Source organism: Mixta sp. BE291, from assembly GCF_031457955.1.
In the GTDB taxonomy this organism is placed as follows: Bacteria; Pseudomonadota; Gammaproteobacteria; order Enterobacterales; family Enterobacteriaceae; genus Mixta.
This window is the reverse complement of sequence record NZ_JAVDXN010000003.1, coordinates 186,499-206,642: the sequence shown is the minus strand read 5'-3', so window position 1 is coordinate 206,642 and position 20,144 is coordinate 186,499. Positions and strand designations below refer to the sequence as shown.

19 protein-coding genes are annotated in these 20,144 nt (G+C 54.4%); 17 read left to right on the top strand and 2 right to left on the bottom strand.

Annotation, left to right across the window (positions count from 1 at the left end; all coding sequences use genetic code 11):
* Positions 1 to 143: 143 nt before the first annotated feature.
* The 8 genes from tal to J2X14_RS08480 all read left to right on the top strand — a co-directional run bounded on the left by tal (position 144) and on the right by J2X14_RS08480 (position 10,641).
* Complete coding sequence (gene tal / locus J2X14_RS08515) at positions 144 to 1,097, top strand: transaldolase (protein ID WP_352410792.1); 954 nt, start codon at positions 144 to 146, stop codon at positions 1,095 to 1,097.
* A 135-nt stretch (positions 1,098 to 1,232) separates the two neighbouring features.
* Entirely contained in the window at positions 1,233 to 1,820 is a 588-nt protein-coding gene (mog, locus tag J2X14_RS08510) for a molybdopterin adenylyltransferase (protein WP_352410791.1), read from the top strand.
* Positions 1,821 to 1,945: 125 nt separating this feature from the next.
* A complete protein-coding gene (locus tag J2X14_RS08505) occupies positions 1,946 to 3,247 on the top strand; it encodes an MFS transporter (protein WP_352410790.1) in 1,302 nt (433 codons plus the stop codon).
* Positions 3,248 to 3,455: 208 nt separating this feature from the next.
* Positions 3,456 to 5,360: a molecular chaperone DnaK gene (gene dnaK / locus J2X14_RS08500; RefSeq protein WP_352410789.1), complete on the top strand. Its 1,905-nt coding sequence runs from the start codon at positions 3,456 to 3,458 to the stop codon at positions 5,358 to 5,360.
* Between the two features lie 107 nt (positions 5,361 to 5,467).
* Positions 5,468 to 6,610: a molecular chaperone DnaJ gene (gene dnaJ, locus J2X14_RS08495; protein ID WP_352410788.1), complete on the top strand. Its 1,143-nt coding sequence runs from the start codon at positions 5,468 to 5,470 to the stop codon at positions 6,608 to 6,610.
* Between the two features lie 304 nt (positions 6,611 to 6,914).
* A complete protein-coding gene (gene nhaA / locus J2X14_RS08490) occupies positions 6,915 to 8,090 on the top strand; it encodes a Na+/H+ antiporter NhaA (RefSeq protein ID WP_352410787.1) in 1,176 nt (391 codons plus the stop codon).
* A gap of 2 nt (positions 8,091 to 8,092) precedes the next feature.
* Positions 8,093 to 8,983, top strand: coding sequence for a transcriptional activator NhaR (nhaR, locus tag J2X14_RS08485; RefSeq protein WP_352410786.1), 891 nt, complete (start codon positions 8,093 to 8,095; stop codon positions 8,981 to 8,983).
* A gap of 317 nt (positions 8,984 to 9,300) precedes the next feature.
* The gene (locus tag J2X14_RS08480; protein ID WP_352410785.1) at positions 9,301 to 10,641 is read left to right on the top strand and encodes an FNR domain-containing protein; all 1,341 of its coding nucleotides are present in this window, start codon (positions 9,301 to 9,303) and stop codon (positions 10,639 to 10,641) included.
* A 62-nt stretch (positions 10,642 to 10,703) separates the two neighbouring features.
* On the opposite strand, the gene rpsT is transcribed toward J2X14_RS08480, so the two are convergent.
* Positions 10,704 to 10,967: a 30S ribosomal protein S20 gene (gene rpsT / locus J2X14_RS08475; RefSeq protein WP_352410784.1), complete on the bottom strand. Its 264-nt coding sequence runs from the start codon at positions 10,965 to 10,967 to the stop codon at positions 10,704 to 10,706.
* Between the two features lie 50 nt (positions 10,968 to 11,017).
* Between rpsT and J2X14_RS08470 the strand changes: the two genes are divergently transcribed.
* From J2X14_RS08470 to dapB, 8 genes are all read left to right on the top strand, one after another.
* Entirely contained in the window at positions 11,018 to 11,230 is a 213-nt protein-coding gene (locus tag J2X14_RS08470; protein WP_352410783.1) for a hypothetical protein, read from the top strand.
* Positions 11,231 to 11,284: 54 nt separating this feature from the next.
* Positions 11,285 to 12,223 carry a bifunctional riboflavin kinase/FAD synthetase gene (ribF, locus tag J2X14_RS08465; RefSeq protein ID WP_352410782.1) on the top strand — a complete coding sequence of 313 codons (939 nt, stop codon included), beginning with the start codon at positions 11,285 to 11,287 and terminating at the stop codon, positions 12,221 to 12,223.
* A gap of 27 nt (positions 12,224 to 12,250) precedes the next feature.
* Positions 12,251 to 15,067, top strand: a complete 2,817-nt coding sequence (gene ileS, locus J2X14_RS08460) for an isoleucine--tRNA ligase (RefSeq protein ID WP_352410781.1) — start codon at positions 12,251 to 12,253, stop codon at positions 15,065 to 15,067.
* Positions 15,067 to 15,579: a signal peptidase II gene (gene lspA / locus J2X14_RS08455; RefSeq protein WP_352410780.1), complete on the top strand. Its 513-nt coding sequence runs from the start codon at positions 15,067 to 15,069 to the stop codon at positions 15,577 to 15,579. The genes ileS and lspA overlap by 1 nt, the downstream gene beginning before the upstream one ends.
* The gene (gene fkpB / locus J2X14_RS08450) at positions 15,576 to 16,031 is read left to right on the top strand and encodes an FKBP-type peptidyl-prolyl cis-trans isomerase (protein ID WP_352410779.1); all 456 of its coding nucleotides are present in this window, start codon (positions 15,576 to 15,578) and stop codon (positions 16,029 to 16,031) included. The genes lspA and fkpB overlap by 4 nt, the downstream gene beginning before the upstream one ends.
* The gene (gene ispH / locus J2X14_RS08445) at positions 16,028 to 16,981 is read left to right on the top strand and encodes a 4-hydroxy-3-methylbut-2-enyl diphosphate reductase (RefSeq protein ID WP_352410778.1); all 954 of its coding nucleotides are present in this window, start codon (positions 16,028 to 16,030) and stop codon (positions 16,979 to 16,981) included. The genes fkpB and ispH overlap by 4 nt, the downstream gene beginning before the upstream one ends.
* A gap of 242 nt (positions 16,982 to 17,223) precedes the next feature.
* Positions 17,224 to 17,484 carry a hypothetical protein gene (locus J2X14_RS08440; protein ID WP_352410777.1) on the top strand — a complete coding sequence of 87 codons (261 nt, stop codon included), beginning with the start codon at positions 17,224 to 17,226 and terminating at the stop codon, positions 17,482 to 17,484.
* A 225-nt stretch (positions 17,485 to 17,709) separates the two neighbouring features.
* A complete protein-coding gene (gene dapB, locus J2X14_RS08435) occupies positions 17,710 to 18,528 on the top strand; it encodes a 4-hydroxy-tetrahydrodipicolinate reductase (protein ID WP_352410776.1) in 819 nt (272 codons plus the stop codon).
* A 132-nt stretch (positions 18,529 to 18,660) separates the two neighbouring features.
* Here the strand turns inward: dapB and J2X14_RS08430 are convergent, their stop codons facing one another.
* The gene (locus J2X14_RS08430; RefSeq protein ID WP_352410775.1) at positions 18,661 to 18,834 is read right to left on the bottom strand and encodes a hypothetical protein; all 174 of its coding nucleotides are present in this window, start codon (positions 18,832 to 18,834) and stop codon (positions 18,661 to 18,663) included.
* A 156-nt stretch (positions 18,835 to 18,990) separates the two neighbouring features.
* Here J2X14_RS08430 and carA point away from each other — a divergent pair, with 156 nt between their 5' ends.
* Positions 18,991 to 20,139 (top strand): glutamine-hydrolyzing carbamoyl-phosphate synthase small subunit, encoded by a 1,149-nt coding sequence (gene carA, locus J2X14_RS08425; RefSeq protein ID WP_352410774.1) that lies wholly within the window; start codon positions 18,991 to 18,993, stop codon positions 20,137 to 20,139.
* The last annotated feature ends 5 nt before the right edge of the window (positions 20,140 to 20,144 follow it).

Here is a 20,144-nt window from a genome sequence, read left to right as displayed (position 1 = left end):
AAAAAAAAGCACGGCTCAGGCAAATCATTACTATTGGCCTGGCCTCTGCTGATTCGCACCATCAGCGCATTGCGTGTCAGAGCGTGCATGATATTATCGCAACAGATTTTACCCCTGAAAGTTACCTATCAAGAGAACCCATCATGACGGACAAACTTACTTCTTTACGTCAGCTGACTACCGTGGTTGCTGATACCGGTGATATCGCCGCGATGAAGCTGTACCAGCCGCAGGACGCTACCACTAACCCTTCTCTGATTCTGAACGCCGCGCAGATCCCTGAATATCGCAAACTGATCGATGAAGCTATCGTTTGGGCGCGTCAGCAGAGCAGCAATAAAGAAGAACAAATCCAGTACGCTTCTGACAAGCTGGCGGTCAATATCGGTCTGGAAATTCTGCAGCTGATCCCAGGCCGCATCTCTACCGAAGTAGACGCACGCCTCTCTTACGATACCGAAGCCAGCATCGCGAAAGCGCGCAGCCTGATTAAGCTGTATAACGATGCCGGTATCAGCAACGATCGTATCCTGATCAAACTCGCTTCCACCTGGCAGGGCATCCGCGCGGCGGAACAGCTGGAAAAAGAGGGCATCAACTGTAACCTGACGCTGCTGTTCTCCTTTGCCCAGGCGCGTGCCTGTGCGGAAGCGGGCGTTTACCTGATTTCTCCGTTTGTTGGCCGTATCCTCGACTGGTACAAAGCCAATACCGATAAGAAGGAGTACGCGCCGCACGAAGATCCGGGCGTGGTTTCCGTTAGCGAAATCTATGAGTACTACAAGCAGCACGGTTACGAAACCGTGGTGATGGGCGCCAGCTTCCGTAACCTGGGCGAGATTCTGGAACTGGCAGGCTGCGACCGTCTGACCATCTCCCCGTCGCTGCTGAAAGAGCTGGCGGAAAGCGAAGGCGCGGTTGAGCGTAAGCTCTCCTTCAGCGGTGAAGTCAAAGCGCGTCCGGCTAAAATGACCGAAGCGGAATTCCTCTGGCAGCATAACCAGGATCCGATGGCGGTAGATAAGCTGGCGCAGGGCATCCGTAACTTTGCGGTTGACCAGGGCAAGCTGGAAAAAATGATTGCCGAACTGCTGTAATCGCCCCACTGCCGCAGCCGAAAATTGGGCTGCGGCAGCTCACGTTAGGCATCTTTTCCCGCCCTGTAGTATTCTTGCCGCTCATCCCAAACCTCAACTGCTCGCGTTGCGACAGTCTCTGCTATGAATATCACTATGAATACGTTACGCATTGGACTCATTTCAGTTTCAGATCGTGCCGCCAACGGCATTTATCAGGATCAGGGCATTCCGGCGCTGGAAGCCTGGCTTTCCTCCGCGCTGGCTACCCCTTTTATTATTGAAACGCGGCTGGTGCCGGACGAGCAGGCGCTGATTGAAGAGACGCTTTGTGAACTGGTCGATGAGCGTTTTTGCCATCTGGTGTTAACCACCGGCGGCACCGGCCCGGCCCGGCGCGACGTCACCCCGGACGCCACGCTGGCGGTGGCCGATCGCGTGATGCCAGGTTTTGGCGAGCAGATGCGTCAAATCAGCCTGCAATTCGTACCAACGGCGATCCTGTCGCGTCAGGTCGGCGTTATTCGCAAGCAATCCTTGATCCTTAATCTGCCGGGCCAGCCGAAATCGATTAAAGAGACGCTGGAAGGGCTAAAAGATGAAAACGGTAAGGTCAGCGTTGCGGGTATTTTCGCCAGCGTACCCTATTGTATTCAACTGCTGGAAGGCCCCTACGTTGAAACGCATACAGAAGTGGTAGCAGCATTTCGGCCAAAAAGCGCACGGCGTGATACAAACGCCTGAAAATCGTCTTTTTCAGGCATAAAATCCAGCGCCGCTGGTATGGCGAGAAAAGTTGACGCTATAGTAACGTGAATTTTACAGCATCACGTGAATAACTTTTTTCACCCTCCGGAAGCGCAAACAAAATGGATCAACCACAGGCTCGCCGACTCAATCGGCAGGATTACAAGACGCTGTCGCTGGCGGCGCTCGGCGGCGCGCTCGAATTCTACGATTTTATTATTTTTGTTTTTTTCGCTGCGGTCATCGGCGAGCTCTTTTTCCCGCCTGATATTCCCGACTGGCTGCGCCAGCTACAAACGTTTGCCATTTTTGCCGCCGGTTATCTGGCGCGTCCGCTGGGCGGCATTGTGATGGCGCATTTCGGCGATCGGGTCGGCCGTAAAAAAATGTTTAGTCTGAGCATTCTGCTGATGGCTTTGCCGACGCTGGCGATGGGCGCGTTACCCGACTACCACGCTATTGGCCTGACCGCGCCGCTGCTGTTGCTGCTGTTACGTATTTTGCAGGGCGCGGCGATTGGCGGCGAAGTACCGGGCGCCTGGGTATTTGTCGCGGAGCATGTGCCGGAAAAACGCGTGGGCTTCGCCTGCGGCACCTTAACCGCGGGCCTGACCGCCGGTATCCTGCTGGGTTCGCTGGTGGCGACGCTGATCAACAGTCTGCTTGCGCCCGCGGCGATCGCCGCAGGCGGCTGGCGCATTCCTTTCTTCCTGGGCGGCGCGTTCGGCCTGCTGGCGATGTATCTGCGGCGCTGGCTGCATGAAACGCCTGTTTTCCAGCAGATGCAGGCACGCAAAACATTGGCAGAGGGCTTGCCGCTGCGTAACGTGCTGCAAAACCACAAGCGCGCGGTAATGGTTTCTATGCTGCTGACCTGGCTGCTCTCCGCCTGCATCGTGGTGGTGATCCTGATGGCGCCGACGCTGCTGCAAAAACAGTATGCGCTTCCGGCTGCGCTCACGTTGCAGGCCAATAGCGTGGCGACTGTGATGCTGCTGGCGGGCTGTATTATTGTCGGACTGCTGGCGGATCGCCTGGGCGCGGCGAAGGTTTTAACCGTTGGCTGCGTGTTGCTGGCCGTTTGCAGCTGGGTTTTCTTTACCCAGGCTGCCGGTTCGGTCAGCGCGCTGTTTATTACCTATGCCCTGGCGGGGCTTTGCGTCGGCGTGGTCGGCGTCGTGCCGTTTGTGATGGTACGCGCTTTTCCGGCGGCGATCCGCTTTACCGGCATCTCTTTCTCCTACAACGTCGCCTACGCCATTTTTGGCGGACTGACGCCAATCTGCGTCACGCTGTTAATGCGCTTTTCACCGCTGGCGCCCGCCTGGTATGTGCTGGCGCTGGCGCTGATCGGCATGCTGACCGGGCTGTGGCTGGGCTGGGCCGAACGGCGTAACGCGATTTTGCAGCGGGTGAATGCCTGATATGGCGAGGAAAAATTGCCGCCGCCGAGGCTGGGCGAAAAATTTTTTTTTACTTAACCCTTGATGCGCTGCGAAGCGGCCCCATTTTGAAGTCATCCAGCGTTGTGAAGCGCAAAGCGCGCAGGCGGACAGTTGAAAATAAACAAATCGTCCGCATTATCTGATTCACAACCCTTATTGAGACCGTTTTTAAGTGGGAGACGTTTAGATGGGTAAGATTATTGGTATTGACCTCGGTACAACCAACTCATGTGTTGCGATTATGGATGGCACCAAAGCACGCGTGCTGGAAAATGCCGAAGGCGATCGCACCACACCGTCAATTATTGCATATACCCAGGATGGTGAAACGCTGGTCGGTCAGCCTGCTAAGCGTCAGGCCGTGACGAACCCGCAGAACACCCTGTTTGCAATCAAACGCCTGATTGGTCGTCGTTTCCAGGACGAAGAAGTACAGCGTGATATCAAAATCATGCCTTACAAAATCACCCAGTCCGACAACGGCGATGCATGGCTGGACGTAAAAGGCCAGAAAATGGCGCCGCCGCAGATCTCTGCGGAAGTGCTGAAAAAAATGAAGAAAACCGCTGAAGATTACCTGGGTGAACCGGTAACTGAAGCTGTTATCACCGTACCGGCCTACTTTAACGATGCGCAGCGTCAGGCAACCAAAGACGCCGGCCGTATCGCAGGTCTGGAAGTAAAACGTATCATCAACGAACCGACCGCAGCCGCGCTGGCTTATGGTCTGGATAAAGGACAGGGCAACCGTACTATCGCGGTTTATGACCTGGGTGGCGGTACGTTCGATATCTCTATCATCGAAATCGATGAAGTTGACGGCGAAAAAACCTTTGAAGTGCTGGCGACCAACGGTGATACCCACCTGGGTGGTGAAGACTTCGATAGCCGCCTGATTAACTATCTGGTTGCTGAATTCAAGAAAGATCAGGGCATCGATCTGCACAACGATCCGCTGGCGATGCAGCGTCTGAAAGAAGCCGCTGAGAAAGCAAAAATTGAGCTTTCTTCCGCTCAGCAGACCGACGTTAACCTGCCGTACATCACGGCTGACGCCACCGGTCCTAAGCACCTGAACATCAAAGTGACCCGTGCGAAACTGGAATCGCTGGTTGAAGACCTGGTTGCCCGCTCTATTGAGCCGCTGAAAGTCGCGCTGCAGGATGCGGGCCTGTCTGTAACCGACATCAATGACGTGATCCTGGTTGGCGGTCAAACGCGTATGCCAATGGTGCAGGCGAAAGTCGCCGAGTTCTTTGGCAAAGAGCCGCGTAAAGACGTGAACCCTGATGAAGCGGTGGCTGTGGGTGCTGCGGTACAGGGCGGCGTGCTGGCCGGTGATGTGAAAGACGTGCTGCTGCTGGACGTAACGCCGCTGTCGCTGGGTATCGAAACCATGGGCGGCGTGATGACGGCGCTGATCAGCAAAAACACCACCATCCCAACCAAGCACAGCCAGGTGTTCTCGACTGCGGAAGACAACCAGTCCGCGGTAACCATTCATGTGCTGCAGGGTGAGCGTAAACGCTCAGCGGACAACAAATCGCTGGGTCAGTTTAACCTGGATGGTATCCAGGCCGCGCCGCGCGGTATGCCGCAGATCGAAGTGACCTTCGATATCGATGCTGACGGTATCCTGCACGTATCGGCGAAAGACAAGAACTCCGGTAAAGAGCAGAAAATCACCATCAAGGCCTCTTCTGGTCTGAATGAAGACGAGATCGCGAAGATGGTACGCGATGCGGAAGCGAACGCAGAAGCTGACCGTAAATTCGAAGAGCTGGTACAGGCGCGTAACCAGGGCGACCAAATTGCCCACAGCACCCGTAAACAGCTGGACGAAGCGGGCGATAAGCTCTCTGCTGATGACAAAGCACCGATCGAATCAGCGCTGAACGATCTGAACACCGCGCTGAAAGGCGAAGACAAAGCTGAGATCGAAGCGAAAATCCAGGCGCTGGCCGAAGTATCCGGCAAGCTGATGGAGTTCGCTCAGCAGCAGGGTCAGCCAGCTGACGCCGCTGATGCTTCTGCGAAGAAAGAAGACGACGTCGTCGACGCTGAGTTCGAAGAAGTTAAAGACAAAAAATAATTGCCCCTGACCGGGCGCGGCGGTTGCCCTGACAACCGCTGGTAACCAGCACGGGCGTAGGAGTTTCTCCACGCCCGTGCACGCATGTTTGGGCAGGAAAGATAACAATGGCGAAAACAGACTATTACGAGATTTTAGGCGTCCCAAAGTCTGCGGATGAGCGTGAAATCAAAAAGGCCTATAAACGCCTGGCAATGAAATACCATCCTGACCGCAATCCGGGCGACCAGGAAGCCGAAGCCAAATTCAAAGAAGTGAAAGAGGCTTACGAAATTTTGACCGATGCGCAGAAGCGCGCTGCTTACGATCAGTACGGACACGCAGCCTTTGAACAGGGCGGCATGGGCGGTGGTTACGGCGGCGGCGGTTTTGGCGGCGGCGGCGCAGACTTCAGCGATATCTTTGGCGACGTGTTCGGCGACATTTTTGGCGGCGGCCGTCGGCAGCGCGCAGCCCGTGGTGCCGATTTACGCTACAACATGGAGCTGACGCTGGAAGAAGCGGTGCGCGGCGTGACCAAAGAGATCCGTATTCCTACGCTGCAGGAATGTGATATCTGCCACGGCAGCGGCGCGAAATCGGGTTCACAACCGCAGACCTGTCCAACCTGTCATGGTGCAGGCCAGGTGCAGATGCGCCAGGGCTTCTTCACCGTACAGCAGGCGTGTCCGACCTGTCACGGTCGCGGCTCGATTATTAAAGATCCCTGCAATGCCTGTCACGGACATGGCCGCGTAGAAAAATCGAAAACGCTGTCGGTGAAAATTCCGGCGGGCGTGGATACCGGCGATCGCATTCGCCTCAGCGGTGAAGGCGAAGCGGGTGAGCATGGCGCACCGGCGGGCGATCTCTACGTTCAGGTTGCGGTGAAAAAACACCCGATCTTTGAGCGTGAAGATAATAACCTTTACTGCGAAGTGCCGATTAACTTTGCGATGGCGGCGCTGGGCGGCGAAATCGAAGTGCCGACGCTGGATGGTCGCGTGAAGCTGAAAGTTCCGGCGGAAACGCAAACCGGCAAGCTGTTCCGTATGCGCGGCAAAGGCGTGAAATCGGTCCGCGGCGGCGTACAGGGCGACCTGCTATGTCGTGTGGTGGTTGAAACGCCGGTAAGCCTGAGCGAAAAGCAAAAATCGCTGCTGCGTGAACTGGAAGAGAGTTTCGGCGGCCCCAGCGGAGAGAAAAACAGCCCGCGCTCGAAAAGCTTCTTCGACGGCGTGAAGAAATTTTTTGATGATCTGACGCGTTAATCGTGCCCCTCCAGACGCCCCTTCCGGGGCGTTTTTTTTATCTTTTTTGCGCTTGCCGCCCTGATCGCCTCATTTCTATCCTTAATGCGCGCTTCGGCTTGTTTTATCAGCTTATTGTTTCGCCTTTCGTTTTTGATTTTAACCCTATAATTAATAAGAAATTTCTTGTTGTGAGTTTAACCGCCTTTGATAATAGCTCGGTTTTTACGAATTATTATTGCCAAATAACCTGCTTTTACCGAAACATCAAAGTCACTATGCTTGGGTTTACGCGCTGTGTTTTGGCAAGAAAGAGGAGGGAAAAATGATTAAACGCTTATTGGCCAATGAGGCGACGGGCGGCATTGTGCTTATCGTGGCGGCAATGATGGCCATGCTGTTAGCGAATATTGATGCGACCCAGCCTGTTTACGCTTCGCTGCTGGCGATGCCGGTCGAGTTCCGTTTTGGCGACCTGCATATCAATAAAAACATGCTGCTGTGGATTAACGATGCGCTGATGGCGGTATTCTTTTTAGCTATCGGTCTGGAAGTAAAGCGCGAGTTAATCGAAGGATCGCTGGCCAGCCGTGATAAAGCCATATTCCCGCTGATTGCCGCTCTGGGCGGCATGCTGGCTCCGGCGCTGATCTTTCTGGTATTTAACGGTGCCGATGACGTCACCCGTAACGGTTGGGCGGTACCGACCGCGACCGACATTGCCTTTGCGCTCGGCGTGCTGGCGCTGCTGGGCAACCGGGTGCCGCCAGCGCTGAAGATATTTCTTATGGCGTTGGCGATCATTGACGATCTGGGTGCGATTGTCATTATTGCACTGTTTTATACCCATGGACTGTCGCTGCTTTCTCTCAGCGTGGCCGCCGGTGCGATTGTCGTGCTGGCGCTGTTAAACCTGTTTAATGTGCGCCGTACCTCGCTTTATATTGTGGTTGGCGTGGTGCTGTGGGTGGCGGTATTAAAATCGGGCGTGCATGCCACGCTGGCAGGTGTAGTGATTGGCTTTATGGTGCCGTTAGCGGAACAAAAGGGAAAATCCCCTGCCAGAGCGCTGGAGCATGGCCTGCATCCCTGGGTCACCTGGCTTATTTTGCCGCTGTTCGCTTTCGCTAACGCAGGCGTGGCGCTGGATGGTGTTTCCGTTAATGCCATGTTCTCGCTGCTGCCGCTGGGTATTGTGCTGGGGCTGTTTGTTGGCAAGCCGTTGGGCATTACGCTGTTTTGCTGGCTCAGCATCAAACTGGGCGTGGCGAAACTGCCGCAGGGCGCCAGCCTGAACAGTATCGCCGCGGTGGGCGTACTGTGTGGGATCGGTTTTACCATGTCGATTTTCATCGCCTCGCTGGCCTACGGCGATTTAAGCCCTGAGCTGATGGTGTTGGCTAAGCTGGCGATTCTAATTGGTTCGCTGCTGTCGGCTGTGGTGGGTTATACGCTGCTGCGCATTAAGCTAAACCCGCAGCCCAGCCTGGAAAAGGCGTGAGCATGAGCCACCTTAACTACAATCATCTCTACTATTTCTGGCACGTCTGTAAACAGGGATCGATAGTTAACGCGGCGGAGAAACTTTTCTTAACGCCGCAAACCATCACCGGGCAGATCAAAGCGCTGGAGGAGCGCCTGCAGGGCAAGCTTTTCCGGCGGCAGGGAAGGGGCCTGGTGCCTACGGAGTTGGGGCAGCTGGTTTTCCGCTATGCCGATCGCATGTTTACGCTCAGCCAGGAGATGATGGATATCGTTAACTACCGCAAGGAGTCGCACCTGCTGTTTGATGTCGGCGTGGCGGATGCTTTATCGAAGCGGCTGGTGAGTAAGGTACTGGAAACGGCAGTGCAGGATGATGAGCGTATCCATCTGCGCTGTTTTGAATCCACGCACGAGATGCTGCTGGAGCAGCTGAGTCAGCACCAGTTGGATATGATTTTATCCGATTGCCCGGTTGATTCTACGCAGCAAGAGGGGCTGTTTTCAGTGAAGCTGGGTGAATGCGGCATCAGCTTCTGGTGTACGCCACCGCTGCCGCAAAAGCCTTTTCCCACTTGTCTGGAGGAGCGGCGTCTGCTTATTCCTGGTCGTCGCTCCATGCTGGGACGTCATTTGCAGCGCTGGCTTAGCAGCCAGGAGCTACAGGTCGAAATCCTCGGCGAATTTGATGACGCCGCGTTGATGAAAGCGTTCGGTGCCGCCAATCACGCTATTTTTGTCGCACCGACGCTTTACGGGCAGGAAATGTATCACGACGGGGCGATTCAGGAGGTGGGGCGGCTGGAAGAGGTGAAAGAAGAGTATTACGTTATCTTTGCGGAACGAATGATTCAGCATCCTGCCGTGCAACGTATCTGTAATCACGATTTTACCGCATTATTTGACGCGTAATAAAAAAGTATAAATAAGCGGATCTGTTTTCAGACGCCGTTTATTTCCTGAGGCCCGCTATTCGTGCGGGTCGAAATAACCGATGTGGTGATTCGAGCCAATAATAATCAGAGCAATTAAGGATTTACTCTGATTATTCCCGGCGCAGCCATTAGGCAAAAGTCTCATTTTTTCATTTCCCATTTACTGGCATTTTACCTTTCTTTACGCTACGCGCTGTTAACTCACCACCTTGAGGACCATATTGCCCCGGCGCGCTGACGGTGGAATATGACGTCCATCCATCGGACGGAATAAGGTCATCTCAGGAGCGAAGTATGCAAAACGAAAAAAATAAAACGGCGTCGGTATTACCTGTTCCCCACCAGGAATTAACACAGCAATTTTCCTCCCCCGTTCTGACGCATTATCAAATGCTGTTCATTACCGTCAGCATGATTAATCTGTCCATCATGAGTTGGGCTTTAGTCGGCGGCAGCTGGTGGGATGAAAGCCATATTGCTTTAGGCAACTTCGGCAATATGGTGATTGCGAATCTCGCGGTGACGGTACTTATCCGTCAGCAATATTTGATCAACGGGCTGTTTCAGCTGGCATGGCGGGTGCCGGTACGCTGGCCGCTGCGGCTACGGCGTCATCTGGCTAACGTCTACCAGTTCGGTGGGCTGCATTCCGGCTGCGCCACGTTTAGCTGTCTGTGGCTGCTGCTTTTCACCCTGGCCGCGTTTTACCAACAGCGGGCGCAAGGCGGGTTATCCAGCCAGCTGCTGACCGTAAACACGCTGCTGGTGCTGATGCTGTGCGCTATCTCTCTGACGGCGCTGCCGCAGGTAAGGCGGCGCTACCATAATCTGTTTGAGCATATGCATCGCTATGTTGGCTGGAGCTCGCTTGCGCTGTCGTGGCTACAGGTTTTATGGTTTATACGCGACAGCCATCACGGCGAATGGCGCTGGCATCATGTTAGCCACGCGTTTGCCTTTTGGGGGCTATTTGCTATTACCTGTAGCGTTATCCTTCCCTGGCTGCGTTTACGGCGCGTTCCCGTGGAGGTTATCCGGCCTTCTTCCCATGCGGTAATTATTCAGTTTGCTTTGCCAAAGGATCCTTTTCCCGGTTCCACGTTGGCTATCAGTCTCGATCCGCTTTCGGAGTGGCACGCTTTCGCCAATATTCCGCTGGTGGGGCAATCGGGTTGTCGCATGCTGATTTCACGTGCTGGCGACTGGACTTCCCGCTTTATCGATAATCCGCCTTCGCATGTCTGGTTTAAGGGCATCCCTACGCCGGGCGTAGGCAGCATGAATAAGATATTTAACTCTGTGGTATACGTGGCGACCGGAAGCGGCATTGGCCCGCTGCTGCCGCATCTGGTGAACAATCCACGGCCCTGTAAACTGATTTGGTCGACGCGTAATCCGCTGGTGACCTATGGCGAGGCGTTTGTTAATGAAATCATTGCGGCGCATCCAGGCGTATTGATTTGGGATACCGACGCGCACGGCAAACCGGATCTGCTGCTGCTGGCCTGTCAAAAAGTCAAAGAGATTGATGCGGAAGCGGTGATCTGTATCGCCAATCGTGCGTTGACCGATTATGTGGTGGAAGGATGTGAAGCGCAGGGTATCGCTGCCTACGGCGCGATTTGGGATTCATAAAACAGAGACGAAAAAAAACCGGCCAATGGCCGGTTCTTCCAAAGCTGATTAACAAGTGGCGATTAAGCCAGTTTGTTGATCTGTGCAGTCAGGTTAGCTTTATGACGTGCAGCTTTGTTTTTGTGGATCAGACCTTTAGCAGCCTGACGGTCCACGATCGGTTGCATTTCATTAAATGCTTTCTGTGCAGCTTCTTTATCGCCAGCTTCAACTGCTGCGTATACTTTCTTGATGAAAGTACGCATCATGGAACGATTGCTAGCGTTATGCTTGCGACGTTTCTCAGATGTTACGGCGCGTTTCTTAGCTGATTTGATATTAGCCAAGGTCCAACTCCCAAATATGTTCTATACGGACAAATCAAAGGCCGAGGACTATGCCTTTTACGCCTTATTTTGTCAATGGATTTGTGCAAATAAGCGCCGTTTTACAAACAACGCTCGGTTACGTAATTGATGGCGCAAGATTCTACCAGTTTCCCCGTGCTGAATACAGTATTTCGCAAGAAAAAAAGCATTCGCCCCGGCGTCTGGCTGTTGCAGCAGGGAAATCGCCATCAGAAAGCGGGAAAGGCGTCCTGACGGGTTAACCTTGGCGGTTGTACAAGGTATAATCCGCCGATTTCCACCAAACTGAGTCAGCCATGAAGTTTATACGCGGCATTCATAATATCCGGACGCAGCCACGCGGTTGTGTGCTGACTATTGGCAATTTCGATGGCGTACATCGAGGCCATCAGGCGCTGCTGGCTCGCCTGTGTGAAGAGGGACGGCAGCGCAACCTGCCGGTCGTGGTCATGCTGTTTGAGCCGCAGCCGCTTGAGCTGTTTGCGGCCGATAAAGCCCCGGCGCGCCTGACGCGTCTGCGGGAAAAACTGAAATATCTGGCGCAGGCGGGCGTTGACGCGGTGCTCTGTGTGCGCTTCGACCGCCGTTTCGCCGCCGTCAGCGCGCAGAGCTTCGTTAACGATCTGTTGGTTGATAAGCTGGGCGTGCGCTTTCTCGCCGTCGGCGATGATTTCCGCTTCGGCGCTGGTCGCGAAGGGGATTTCCTGTTATTACAGAAAGCGGGTGTGGAATATGGCTTCGACGTCATCAGCACCCAAACGTTCAGCGAAGGCGGTAAACGGATCAGCAGCACGGCGATCCGTCAGGCGCTGGCGAATGACGATTTGGCGCTGGCGCAGTCGCTGCTGGGCCGTCCGTTTGCCCTTTCCGGCCGCGTGGTGCATGGTGACGCGCTGGGCCGCACCATCGGTTTTCCCACCGCTAACGTTCTGCTCCGGCGTATGGTCTCGCCGGTGAAAGGCGTTTACGCTGTAGAGGTTTACGGGCTGAGCGAGCAACCGCTGCCGGGCGTGGCTAATATTGGCACGCGCCCCACGGTGGCTGGCCTGCGCCAGCAGCTGGAAGTACATCTGCTGGATATATCCATGAATATGTACGGACGTCATATTGACGTCGTGCTGCGCCAAAAAATACGTAACGAGCAGCGTTTTCCCTCGCTGGATGCGCTTAAAGAGCAAATTGCTAAAGATGTGGTGACTGCCCGCGAATGCTTTGGGCTTAAAACACCGGTGTAACAACCGAAACACGGAATCGAGAATCTGATGAGTGACTATAAATCTACCCTGAATTTGCCGGAAACGGGGTTCCCGATGCGTGGCGATCTCGCCAAACGCGAACCGGGTATGCTGCAACGCTGGACTGATGACAACCTGTACGGCATCATCCGCACCGCCAAAAAAGGGAAAAAAACCTTTATCCTGCACGATGGCCCTCCGTATGCGAACGGCAGCATCCACATTGGTCACTCAGTTAATAAGATTCTGAAAGATATTATTATTAAGTCCAAAGGTCTGTCGGGCTTCGACTCGCCGTATGTGCCGGGCTGGGACTGCCACGGTCTGCCGATTGAACATAAAGTTGAGCAGATGATCGGCAAGCCGGGCGAGAAAGTCAGCGCCGCTGAGTTCCGCGCCGCCTGCCGTAAATATGCGGCGGAGCAGGTTGCCGGTCAGAAAACCGACTTTATCCGTCTCGGCGTGCTGGGCGACTGGGATCGTCCTTATCTGACGATGGATTTCAACACCGAAGCCAATATTATCCGTGCGCTGGGCAAAATCATCGGCAACGGCCACCTGCATAAAGGCGCCAAGCCGGTGCACTGGTGTCTGGATTGCCGCTCTGCGCTGGCGGAAGCGGAAGTGGAATACTATGACAAAACGTCGCCTTCCATCGACGTGATGTTTAACGCCACCGACGCGGCGGCAGTAGCGGCGAAATTTGGCGCCGCTCAGGTCGAAGGGCCGATTGCGCTGGTTATCTGGACCACCACGCCGTGGACCATGCCGGCCAACCGGGCGATCTCTTTGCATCCTGAATTTGAATATCAGCTGGTGCAGATTGAAGGTCGCGCGCTGATTCTGGCAAAAGATCTGGTGGAAAGCGTGATGCAGCGCGCGGGCGTCAGCGCCTGGACCGTGCTGGGCAGCACCACCGGCGCCACGCTGGAGCTGATGCGTTTCCAGCATCCGTTCCTCGGCTTTGATGTGCCGGTGGTGCTGGGCGAGCACGTCACCCTGGATGCCGGTACCGGTGCGGTGCATACTGCGCCAGGCCACGGCCCGGATGACTATGTCATCGGTCAGAAATATGGCCTGGAGACCGCTAATCCGGTCGGCCCGGACGGCTGTTATCTGCCAGGCACTTACCCTGGACTGGACGGCGTTAACGTTTTCAAAGCCAACGATATGATCGTTGAGCTGCTGCGTGAAAAGGGCGCGCTGCTGCATATGGAAAAAATGCATCACAGCTACCCGCACTGCTGGCGTCATAAAACGCCGATCATCTTCCGCGCCACGCCGCAGTGGTTTATCAGCATGGATCAGAAAGGGCTGCGCGCGCAGTCGCTGAAAGAGATCAAAGGCGTGCAGTGGATCCCGGACTGGGGCCAGGCGCGTATTGAATCAATGGTCGCCAACCGCCCTGACTGGTGCATTTCCCGTCAGCGCACCTGGGGCGTGCCGATGGCGCTGTTCGTCCATAAAGAGACCGAGCAGCTGCACCCGGATACCCTGGCGCTGATGGAAAAAGTGGCGCAGCGCGTTGAGCAGGATGGCATTCAGGCGTGGTGGGATCTCGATCCGCGCGATCTGATGGGCGACGACGCCGACAACTATATGAAAGTGCCGGATACGCTGGACGTCTGGTTCGATTCCGGTTCAACGCATGCCTCCGTGGTTGATGTGCGTCCGGAATTCCACGGCCACAGCGCCGATATGTATCTGGAAGGGTCGGATCAGCATCGCGGCTGGTTTATGTCTTCGCTGATGATCTCCACGGCGATGAAAGGCAAAGCGCCTTATCGTCAGGTGCTGACGCACGGCTTCACCGTTGACGGCCAGGGCCGTAAGATGTCCAAATCGTTGGGCAATACCGTTAGCCCGCAGGATGTGATGAACAAGCTGGGCGCTGATATTCTGCGTCTGTGGGTCGCCTCGACCGATTATTCAGGCGAGATGGCGGTGTCCGATGAGATCCTGAAGCGTTCCGCCGATGCCTATCGTCGTATCCGTAACACCGCGCGCTTCCTGTTGGCGAACCTGAACGGCTTCAATCCTGAAACCGATTTAGTAAAACCCGAAGAGATGGTGGTGCTGGATCGCTGGGCGGTAGGACGTGCGCAGGCCGCGCAGGCGGACATCATCGCCTCCTACGATAATTACGACTTCCATGAAGTTGTGCAGCGTCTGATGCAGTTCTGTTCGGTCGAGATGGGCTCGTTCTATCTGGATATCATTAAAGATCGCCAGTACACCACAAAAAGCGACAGCGTGGCGCGTCGCAGTTGCCAGAGCGCGCTCTGGTATATCGTCGAAGCGCTGGTGCGCTGGATGGCACCGATCATGTCTTTCACCGCTGATGAAATCTGGGGCTATCTGCCGGGCAAACGCGCGCAGTATGTCTTTACCGAAGAGTGGTATGACGGCCTGTTCGGTCTGCACGAGGGCGAAGCGCTGAACGACACCTACTGGGCTGAGCTGCTGAAAGTGCGTAGCGAAGTGAACAAGGTGATCGAGCAGGCGCGTAGCGACAAGCGTATCGGCGGTTCGCTGGAAGCCACGGTTACGCTGTACGCCGATGCGGCATTAGCGGAGAAACTCACCGTACTGGGGAATGAGCTGCGTTTTGCGCTGCTGACCTCAGGCGCGCAGGTAGCGGATTATGCGCTGGCACCGGAAGAAGCGCAGCAGAGCGAGATGCTAAAAGGTCTGAAGATCGCGCTGCATAAAGCGGAAGGCGAGAAGTGCCCGCGCTGCTGGCACTACACCACCGATATCGGCCTGGATGCGGCGCACCCGGATATCTGTGGACGCTGTGTGACTAACGTTGCCGGTAACGGCGAAGAGCGTAAGTTTGTCTGATGCGTAAATCTCTTTTTGCAACCGGATTGCGCTGGCTCTGGCTAGTGGTGGTGGTGATCGGTATCGATTTGGCCAGTAAGCTGTGGGTAATGAACAACATGGCGCTGCACGAAACGATACCGGTTATGCCGTATCTTAACCTGTTCTATGCCCACAACTACGGGGCGGCGTTTAGCTTCCTCGCGGATAAAGGCGGCTGGCAGCGCTGGTTCTTTGCGGGTATCGCCATTGCGATTGCGGTGGCGCTACTGGTAATGATGTACCGTACCGCCGCCAGCCAAAAAATTAACAATATTGCCTACGCGCTGATCATTGGCGGCGCGCTGGGCAACCTGTTTGATCGCGCCTGGCACGGCTTTGTGGTCGATTTTATCGACTTCTATATTGGCGGGTGGCATTTTGCCACCTTCAATATTGCCGACTGCGGTATCTGCGTCGGCGCCGCGCTGATCGTGCTGGAAGGCTTTATCACGCCATCCGGCAAACAGGCGAAGCAAAAGGGCAAGGCATGACCGATTCTGTACAGCGCGACAGCGCGGTGCTGCTGCACTTCACCTTAAAACTGGAAGATGGCTCCACGGCGGAGTCAACCCGCGCCAATGGCAAACCGGCGCTGTTTCGTCTCGGCGACGGCAGCCTCTCGGCGCCGCTGGAAGCGGAGCTGCTGGCGCTGCGGACCGGTGATAAGAAAGCATTCACGCTGGAGCCGGAAGCAGCGTTTGGCAACGTGATCCCCGACCTCATTCAATACTTTTCCCGCCGTGATTTTATCCAGACGGGCGAGCCGGAAATCGGGGCCATTATGCTGTTTACCGGCATGGACGGCAGCGAGATGCCGGGCGTGATTCGCGAGATCGCCGGGGATTCGATTACCGTCGATTTCAATCATCCGTTGGCGGGCCATAAGGTTCACTTCGATATTGAAGTACTGGAGATTGATCCGGTTCTGGAGAGCGACGCATGAAAATCCTGTTAGCGAATCCGCGCGGTTTCTGCGCGGGCGTCGATCGTGCTATCAGCATTGTTGAACGCGCGCTGGAAATGTATGGCGCGCCGATCTACGTGCGTCACGAAGTGGTGCATAACCGCTACGTAGTTAACAGCCTGCGTGAGCGCGGCGCGATTTTTATTGAAGAGATCACCGAAGTGCCGGATGGCGCCATCCTGATTTTTTCCGCGCACGGCGTTTCGCAGGCGGTACGCGCCGAAGCGAAAGCGCGTCAGCTTACCATGCTGTTTGATGCCACCTGTCCGCTGGTCACCAAGGTGCATATGGAAGTCGCACGCGCCAGCCGGAAAGGAACCGAAGCGATTTTGATCGGCCATGCGGGTCACCCGGAAGTGGAAGGCACCATGGGGCAATACAGCAATGCGCAGGGCGGCATGTATCTGGTGGAATCACCGGAAGATGTGTTTACGCTGCAGGTGAAGAATGAAAATAACCTGTGTTTTATGACGCAAACCACGCTGTCGGTTGATGATACGTCGGCGGTCATTGATGCGTTGCGTCAGCGTTTTCCGAATATTATTGGCCCGCGTAAAGATGATATTTGCTACGCCACCACCAACCGTCAGGAAGCTGTACGCAGTCTGGCGGCTGAGGCTGATGTAGTGCTGGTCGTGGGTTCGAAAAACTCATCCAACTCAAACCGGTTGGCCGAGCTGGCTCAGCGTGCCGGTAAACGCGCACAGCTGATCGACTCTGCCGCCGATATTCAGGAAAGCTGGCTGCAGGGTATTGGCTGCGTTGGCGTTACCGCAGGGGCTTCCGCGCCGGATATTCTGGTGCAGGAAGTGATTCAGCGGCTGCGCGAGTTTGGTGGCGATGAAGTCACCGAGCTGAGTGGACGTGAAGAAAATATCGTTTTTGAAGTGCCGAAAGAGCTACGCCTCGAAGCCCGCCAGATTAGTTAATCTGCTACGCCCGGAATCACCTCTGTTCCGGGCGTTTTTCTCTCTGCTTTTCCCGCCAAAAATCGGTAACCGTAAGATTTTACACATGTCCTTTCGCTGCATTGAGTTGCTGAGAGCCTTCCAGTAGCATTTTCGCTTATGTGGCTTTCAGTTACGATCCTGACGTTCTCCACCGCTGAGTGAACCAGAACAGTGATTTTCACGCGTCACATCTTAATCATAAATTTAAAAGGAGTTAAAAAATGAGAGAGTTAGCTATTAACGAGATTCAGGCGGTTAGCGGCGGCTTGATGCCTTCCGATGCGATGCTCGGCATGGGCTATATTGGTCTGGGACTTAACATTCCGGTTATCGTTGCTGGCGCGGTTTTGGGTATTCCCACGCTGGGGTTGGGTTTCCTTGTTATGACCGCAGGGATTGTCGGAACAGCCATATCCGGCGGGATGACCATCATGGGGATTATTGCCTCTGCGCGTGAAAGAAAAGAAGCTACCCCAACCTGATAGCTGAATAGCCTTGCCGCCAATCCTCTGGCGTTGGTTTTGGCGCGTCGTAAATCTTTTACGGCGCGTTGCCTGCCTCGCAAAGTCCTGTAAGTTACTTTTCTGATAACAGCCCGTCGCCAGCCTAAAATTCTTATTATCTAATTTAATAGTGGCGTGCTTCTTACCCGCTGTTTAACCTGAATGCGTTTTGTATGCATAGACTTAAGGCAGGAATGAATAAATATGAGTAATGATATCCGCATAGCGATTGTTGGCGCGCCAGGACGCATGGGACGACAGTTGATTCAGGCGATCCAGCAGGCTGACGGGGTTGCGCTTGGAGCGGCACTGGCACGCGAGGGTTCATCGCTGGTGGGCAGTGATGCGGGCGAGCTGGCTGGCATCGGCGCGCTTGGCGTGCAGGTAAGCGACAGTCTTAACGCGGTCGCGAATGATTTCGATATCCTAATCGATTTTACCCGTCCGGAAGCAACGCTGGATTATCTGGCGTTTTGCCGTCGTCATAAAAAGGGCATGGTGATCGGCACCACCGGCTTTGATGAGGCAGGAAAGGCAGCGATTAAACAGGCTGCGCAGGATATCGGCATCGTCTTCGCTGCGAACTTCAGCATTGGGGTAAATTTGATGCTGAAGCTGCTGGAGAAAACGGCGAAGGTGATGGGCGAATACGCGGATATCGAAATTATCGAAGCGCATCATCGCCACAAAGTGGACGCGCCATCCGGCACAGCGTTGGCGATGGGAGAAGCGATCGCTGATGCGATGGCGTGGTCGCTTGATGAGCATGCGGTTTACGCGCGAGAAGGTTTTACCGGCGAGCGTGCTGCGCAAACCATCGGATTCGCTACGGTTCGTGCAGGCGATATCGTTGGCGAGCATACCGCTATGTTTGCGGATATTGGCGAACGTCTGGAGATAACCCACAAGGCTTCCAGCCGAATGACTTTCGCAAAAGGCGCGGTAAAGGCAGCGGGTTGGATTAGCGCGCAAAAAACCGGGCTTTATGATATGAAAAGCGTGCTAAATCTCGATGAATTATAATTTTATTTAGCGATTATAATTTTATTCGATGTTAACTCCTTGTTTATAAGGGCCATTAATCTGGCTCTTTTTATTTATGTAAAAACAGGTTTTTTTGCGCTATTTTTTAACAAGATAGATTTTTTTCTACGTTTAGTCATTTTTTAATGCGCTATTTAAACCAAATTTGACCATTTGGTCCACTTTTTCCTGCATCGGCATCCTCTTTTGCAACTCATTGCGCAGGCAATCGGTTTTCCTGCCATGAAATGGACTGTTTTTAAGGGTAATCTTATCTTTTTGTCCTGGAGTGGCTGAAATAAACATAAAAAACCGCGTTTAGGGTAGACATTCTATAAGTCGATCATTAGAATGCGCGCAATTTGCCAAAAATCGACTCTGGCAGCGGTTTTTGCATTGATTCATCGATGCGTTATGAATTAATATGCAAATATTATGACTGTTTATTCCCTGGAGGACGTTTTGAATAAGTCAGCGATTTTGGTTCTGGAAGACGGAACCCAATTCCACGGTCGGGCCATTGGGGCGACAGGATCGGCGGTGGGAGAGGTAGTTTTCAATACTTCAATGACCGGTTATCAAGAAATCCTCACAGATCCTTCCTATTCCCGCCAGATTGTCACTCTCACTTATCCCCATATCGGTAATGTCGGCACCAATGTCGCTGATGAAGAATCTTCTCAGGTACATGCGCAGGGTCTGGTTATCCGTGATTTGCCGTTAATCGCCAGCAACTATCGTAATGAAGAAGGGCTGTCGGCCTACCTGAAGCGCAACAACATTGTCGCTATCGCCGATATTGATACGCGCAAACTCACGCGTTTGCTGCGGGAAAAGGGTGCGCAAAATGGTTGCATCGTGGCAGGGGATGCGCCGGATGCGCAACTGGCGCTGCAAAAGGCGCAGGCGTTTCCCGGTCTGAAAGGCATGGATTTGGCAAAAGAAGTCTGTACCCGCGAAACCTACAGCTGGACGCAGGGGAGCTGGACACTAACAGACGAGCTGCCCGCCGCGAAAAGCGCGGAAGCGCTGCCTTACCATGTGGTGGCTTACGATTTTGGCGTGAAGCGTAACATCTTACGCATGCTGGTGGATCGCGGTTGTCGCCTGACAGTGGTTCCGGCGCAAACGTCGGCAGAAGAGGTGCTGGCGCTCAATCCGGACGGCATTTTCCTGGCGAATGGCCCGGGCGATCCGGAGCCGTGCGACTATGCCATCCGCGCTATTCAGCGTTTCCTGGAAACCGAAATTCCAGTATTCGGCATCTGTCTCGGTCATCAGCTGCTGGCGCTGGCCAGCGGAGCTAAGACGGTAAAAATGAAGCTGGGTCATCACGGCGGCAACCATCCGGTAAAAGATCTCGATAACGATATCGTCATGATTACCGCGCAAAACCACGGCTTTGCGGTTGATGAAAACGATATGCCTGCCAATCTGCGCGTTACGCATGTTTCCCTGTTTGACCAAACCGTTCAGGGCATTCACCGCACGGATAAGCCCGCGTTTAGTTTCCAGGGACATCCGGAAGCCAGCCCAGGCCCGCACGACGCGGCACCGTTGTTCGATCACTTTATCGAACTGATTGAAGCGGCCCGTGCCGGCCAGAAATAACTTGC

What these genes read in the sequence shown, in the direction of transcription:
- tal (WP_352410792.1), top strand. Translation starts at nt 144, where the DNA reads ATGACGGACAAACTTACTTCTTTACGTCAGCTGACTACCGTGGTTGCT.
- mog (WP_352410791.1), top strand. Translation starts at nt 1,233, where the DNA reads ATGAATACGTTACGCATTGGACTCATTTCAGTTTCAGATCGTGCCGCC.
- J2X14_RS08505 (WP_352410790.1), top strand. Translation starts at nt 1,946, where the DNA reads ATGGATCAACCACAGGCTCGCCGACTCAATCGGCAGGATTACAAGACG.
- dnaK (WP_352410789.1), top strand. Translation starts at nt 3,456, where the DNA reads ATGGGTAAGATTATTGGTATTGACCTCGGTACAACCAACTCATGTGTT.
- dnaJ (WP_352410788.1), top strand. Translation starts at nt 5,468, where the DNA reads ATGGCGAAAACAGACTATTACGAGATTTTAGGCGTCCCAAAGTCTGCG.
- nhaA (WP_352410787.1), top strand. Translation starts at nt 6,915, where the DNA reads ATGATTAAACGCTTATTGGCCAATGAGGCGACGGGCGGCATTGTGCTT.
- nhaR (WP_352410786.1), top strand. Translation starts at nt 8,093, where the DNA reads ATGAGCCACCTTAACTACAATCATCTCTACTATTTCTGGCACGTCTGT.
- J2X14_RS08480 (WP_352410785.1), top strand. Translation starts at nt 9,301, where the DNA reads ATGCAAAACGAAAAAAATAAAACGGCGTCGGTATTACCTGTTCCCCAC.
- J2X14_RS08470 (WP_352410783.1), top strand. Translation starts at nt 11,018, where the DNA reads ATGCCTTTTACGCCTTATTTTGTCAATGGATTTGTGCAAATAAGCGCC.
- ribF (WP_352410782.1), top strand. Translation starts at nt 11,285, where the DNA reads ATGAAGTTTATACGCGGCATTCATAATATCCGGACGCAGCCACGCGGT.
- ileS (WP_352410781.1), top strand. Translation starts at nt 12,251, where the DNA reads ATGAGTGACTATAAATCTACCCTGAATTTGCCGGAAACGGGGTTCCCG.
- lspA (WP_352410780.1), top strand. Translation starts at nt 15,067, where the DNA reads ATGCGTAAATCTCTTTTTGCAACCGGATTGCGCTGGCTCTGGCTAGTG.
- fkpB (WP_352410779.1), top strand. Translation starts at nt 15,576, where the DNA reads ATGACCGATTCTGTACAGCGCGACAGCGCGGTGCTGCTGCACTTCACC.
- ispH (WP_352410778.1), top strand. Translation starts at nt 16,028, where the DNA reads ATGAAAATCCTGTTAGCGAATCCGCGCGGTTTCTGCGCGGGCGTCGAT.
- J2X14_RS08440 (WP_352410777.1), top strand. Translation starts at nt 17,224, where the DNA reads ATGAGAGAGTTAGCTATTAACGAGATTCAGGCGGTTAGCGGCGGCTTG.
- dapB (WP_352410776.1), top strand. Translation starts at nt 17,710, where the DNA reads ATGAGTAATGATATCCGCATAGCGATTGTTGGCGCGCCAGGACGCATG.
- J2X14_RS08430 (WP_352410775.1), bottom strand. Translation starts at nt 18,834, where the DNA reads ATGTTTATTTCAGCCACTCCAGGACAAAAAGATAAGATTACCCTTAAA.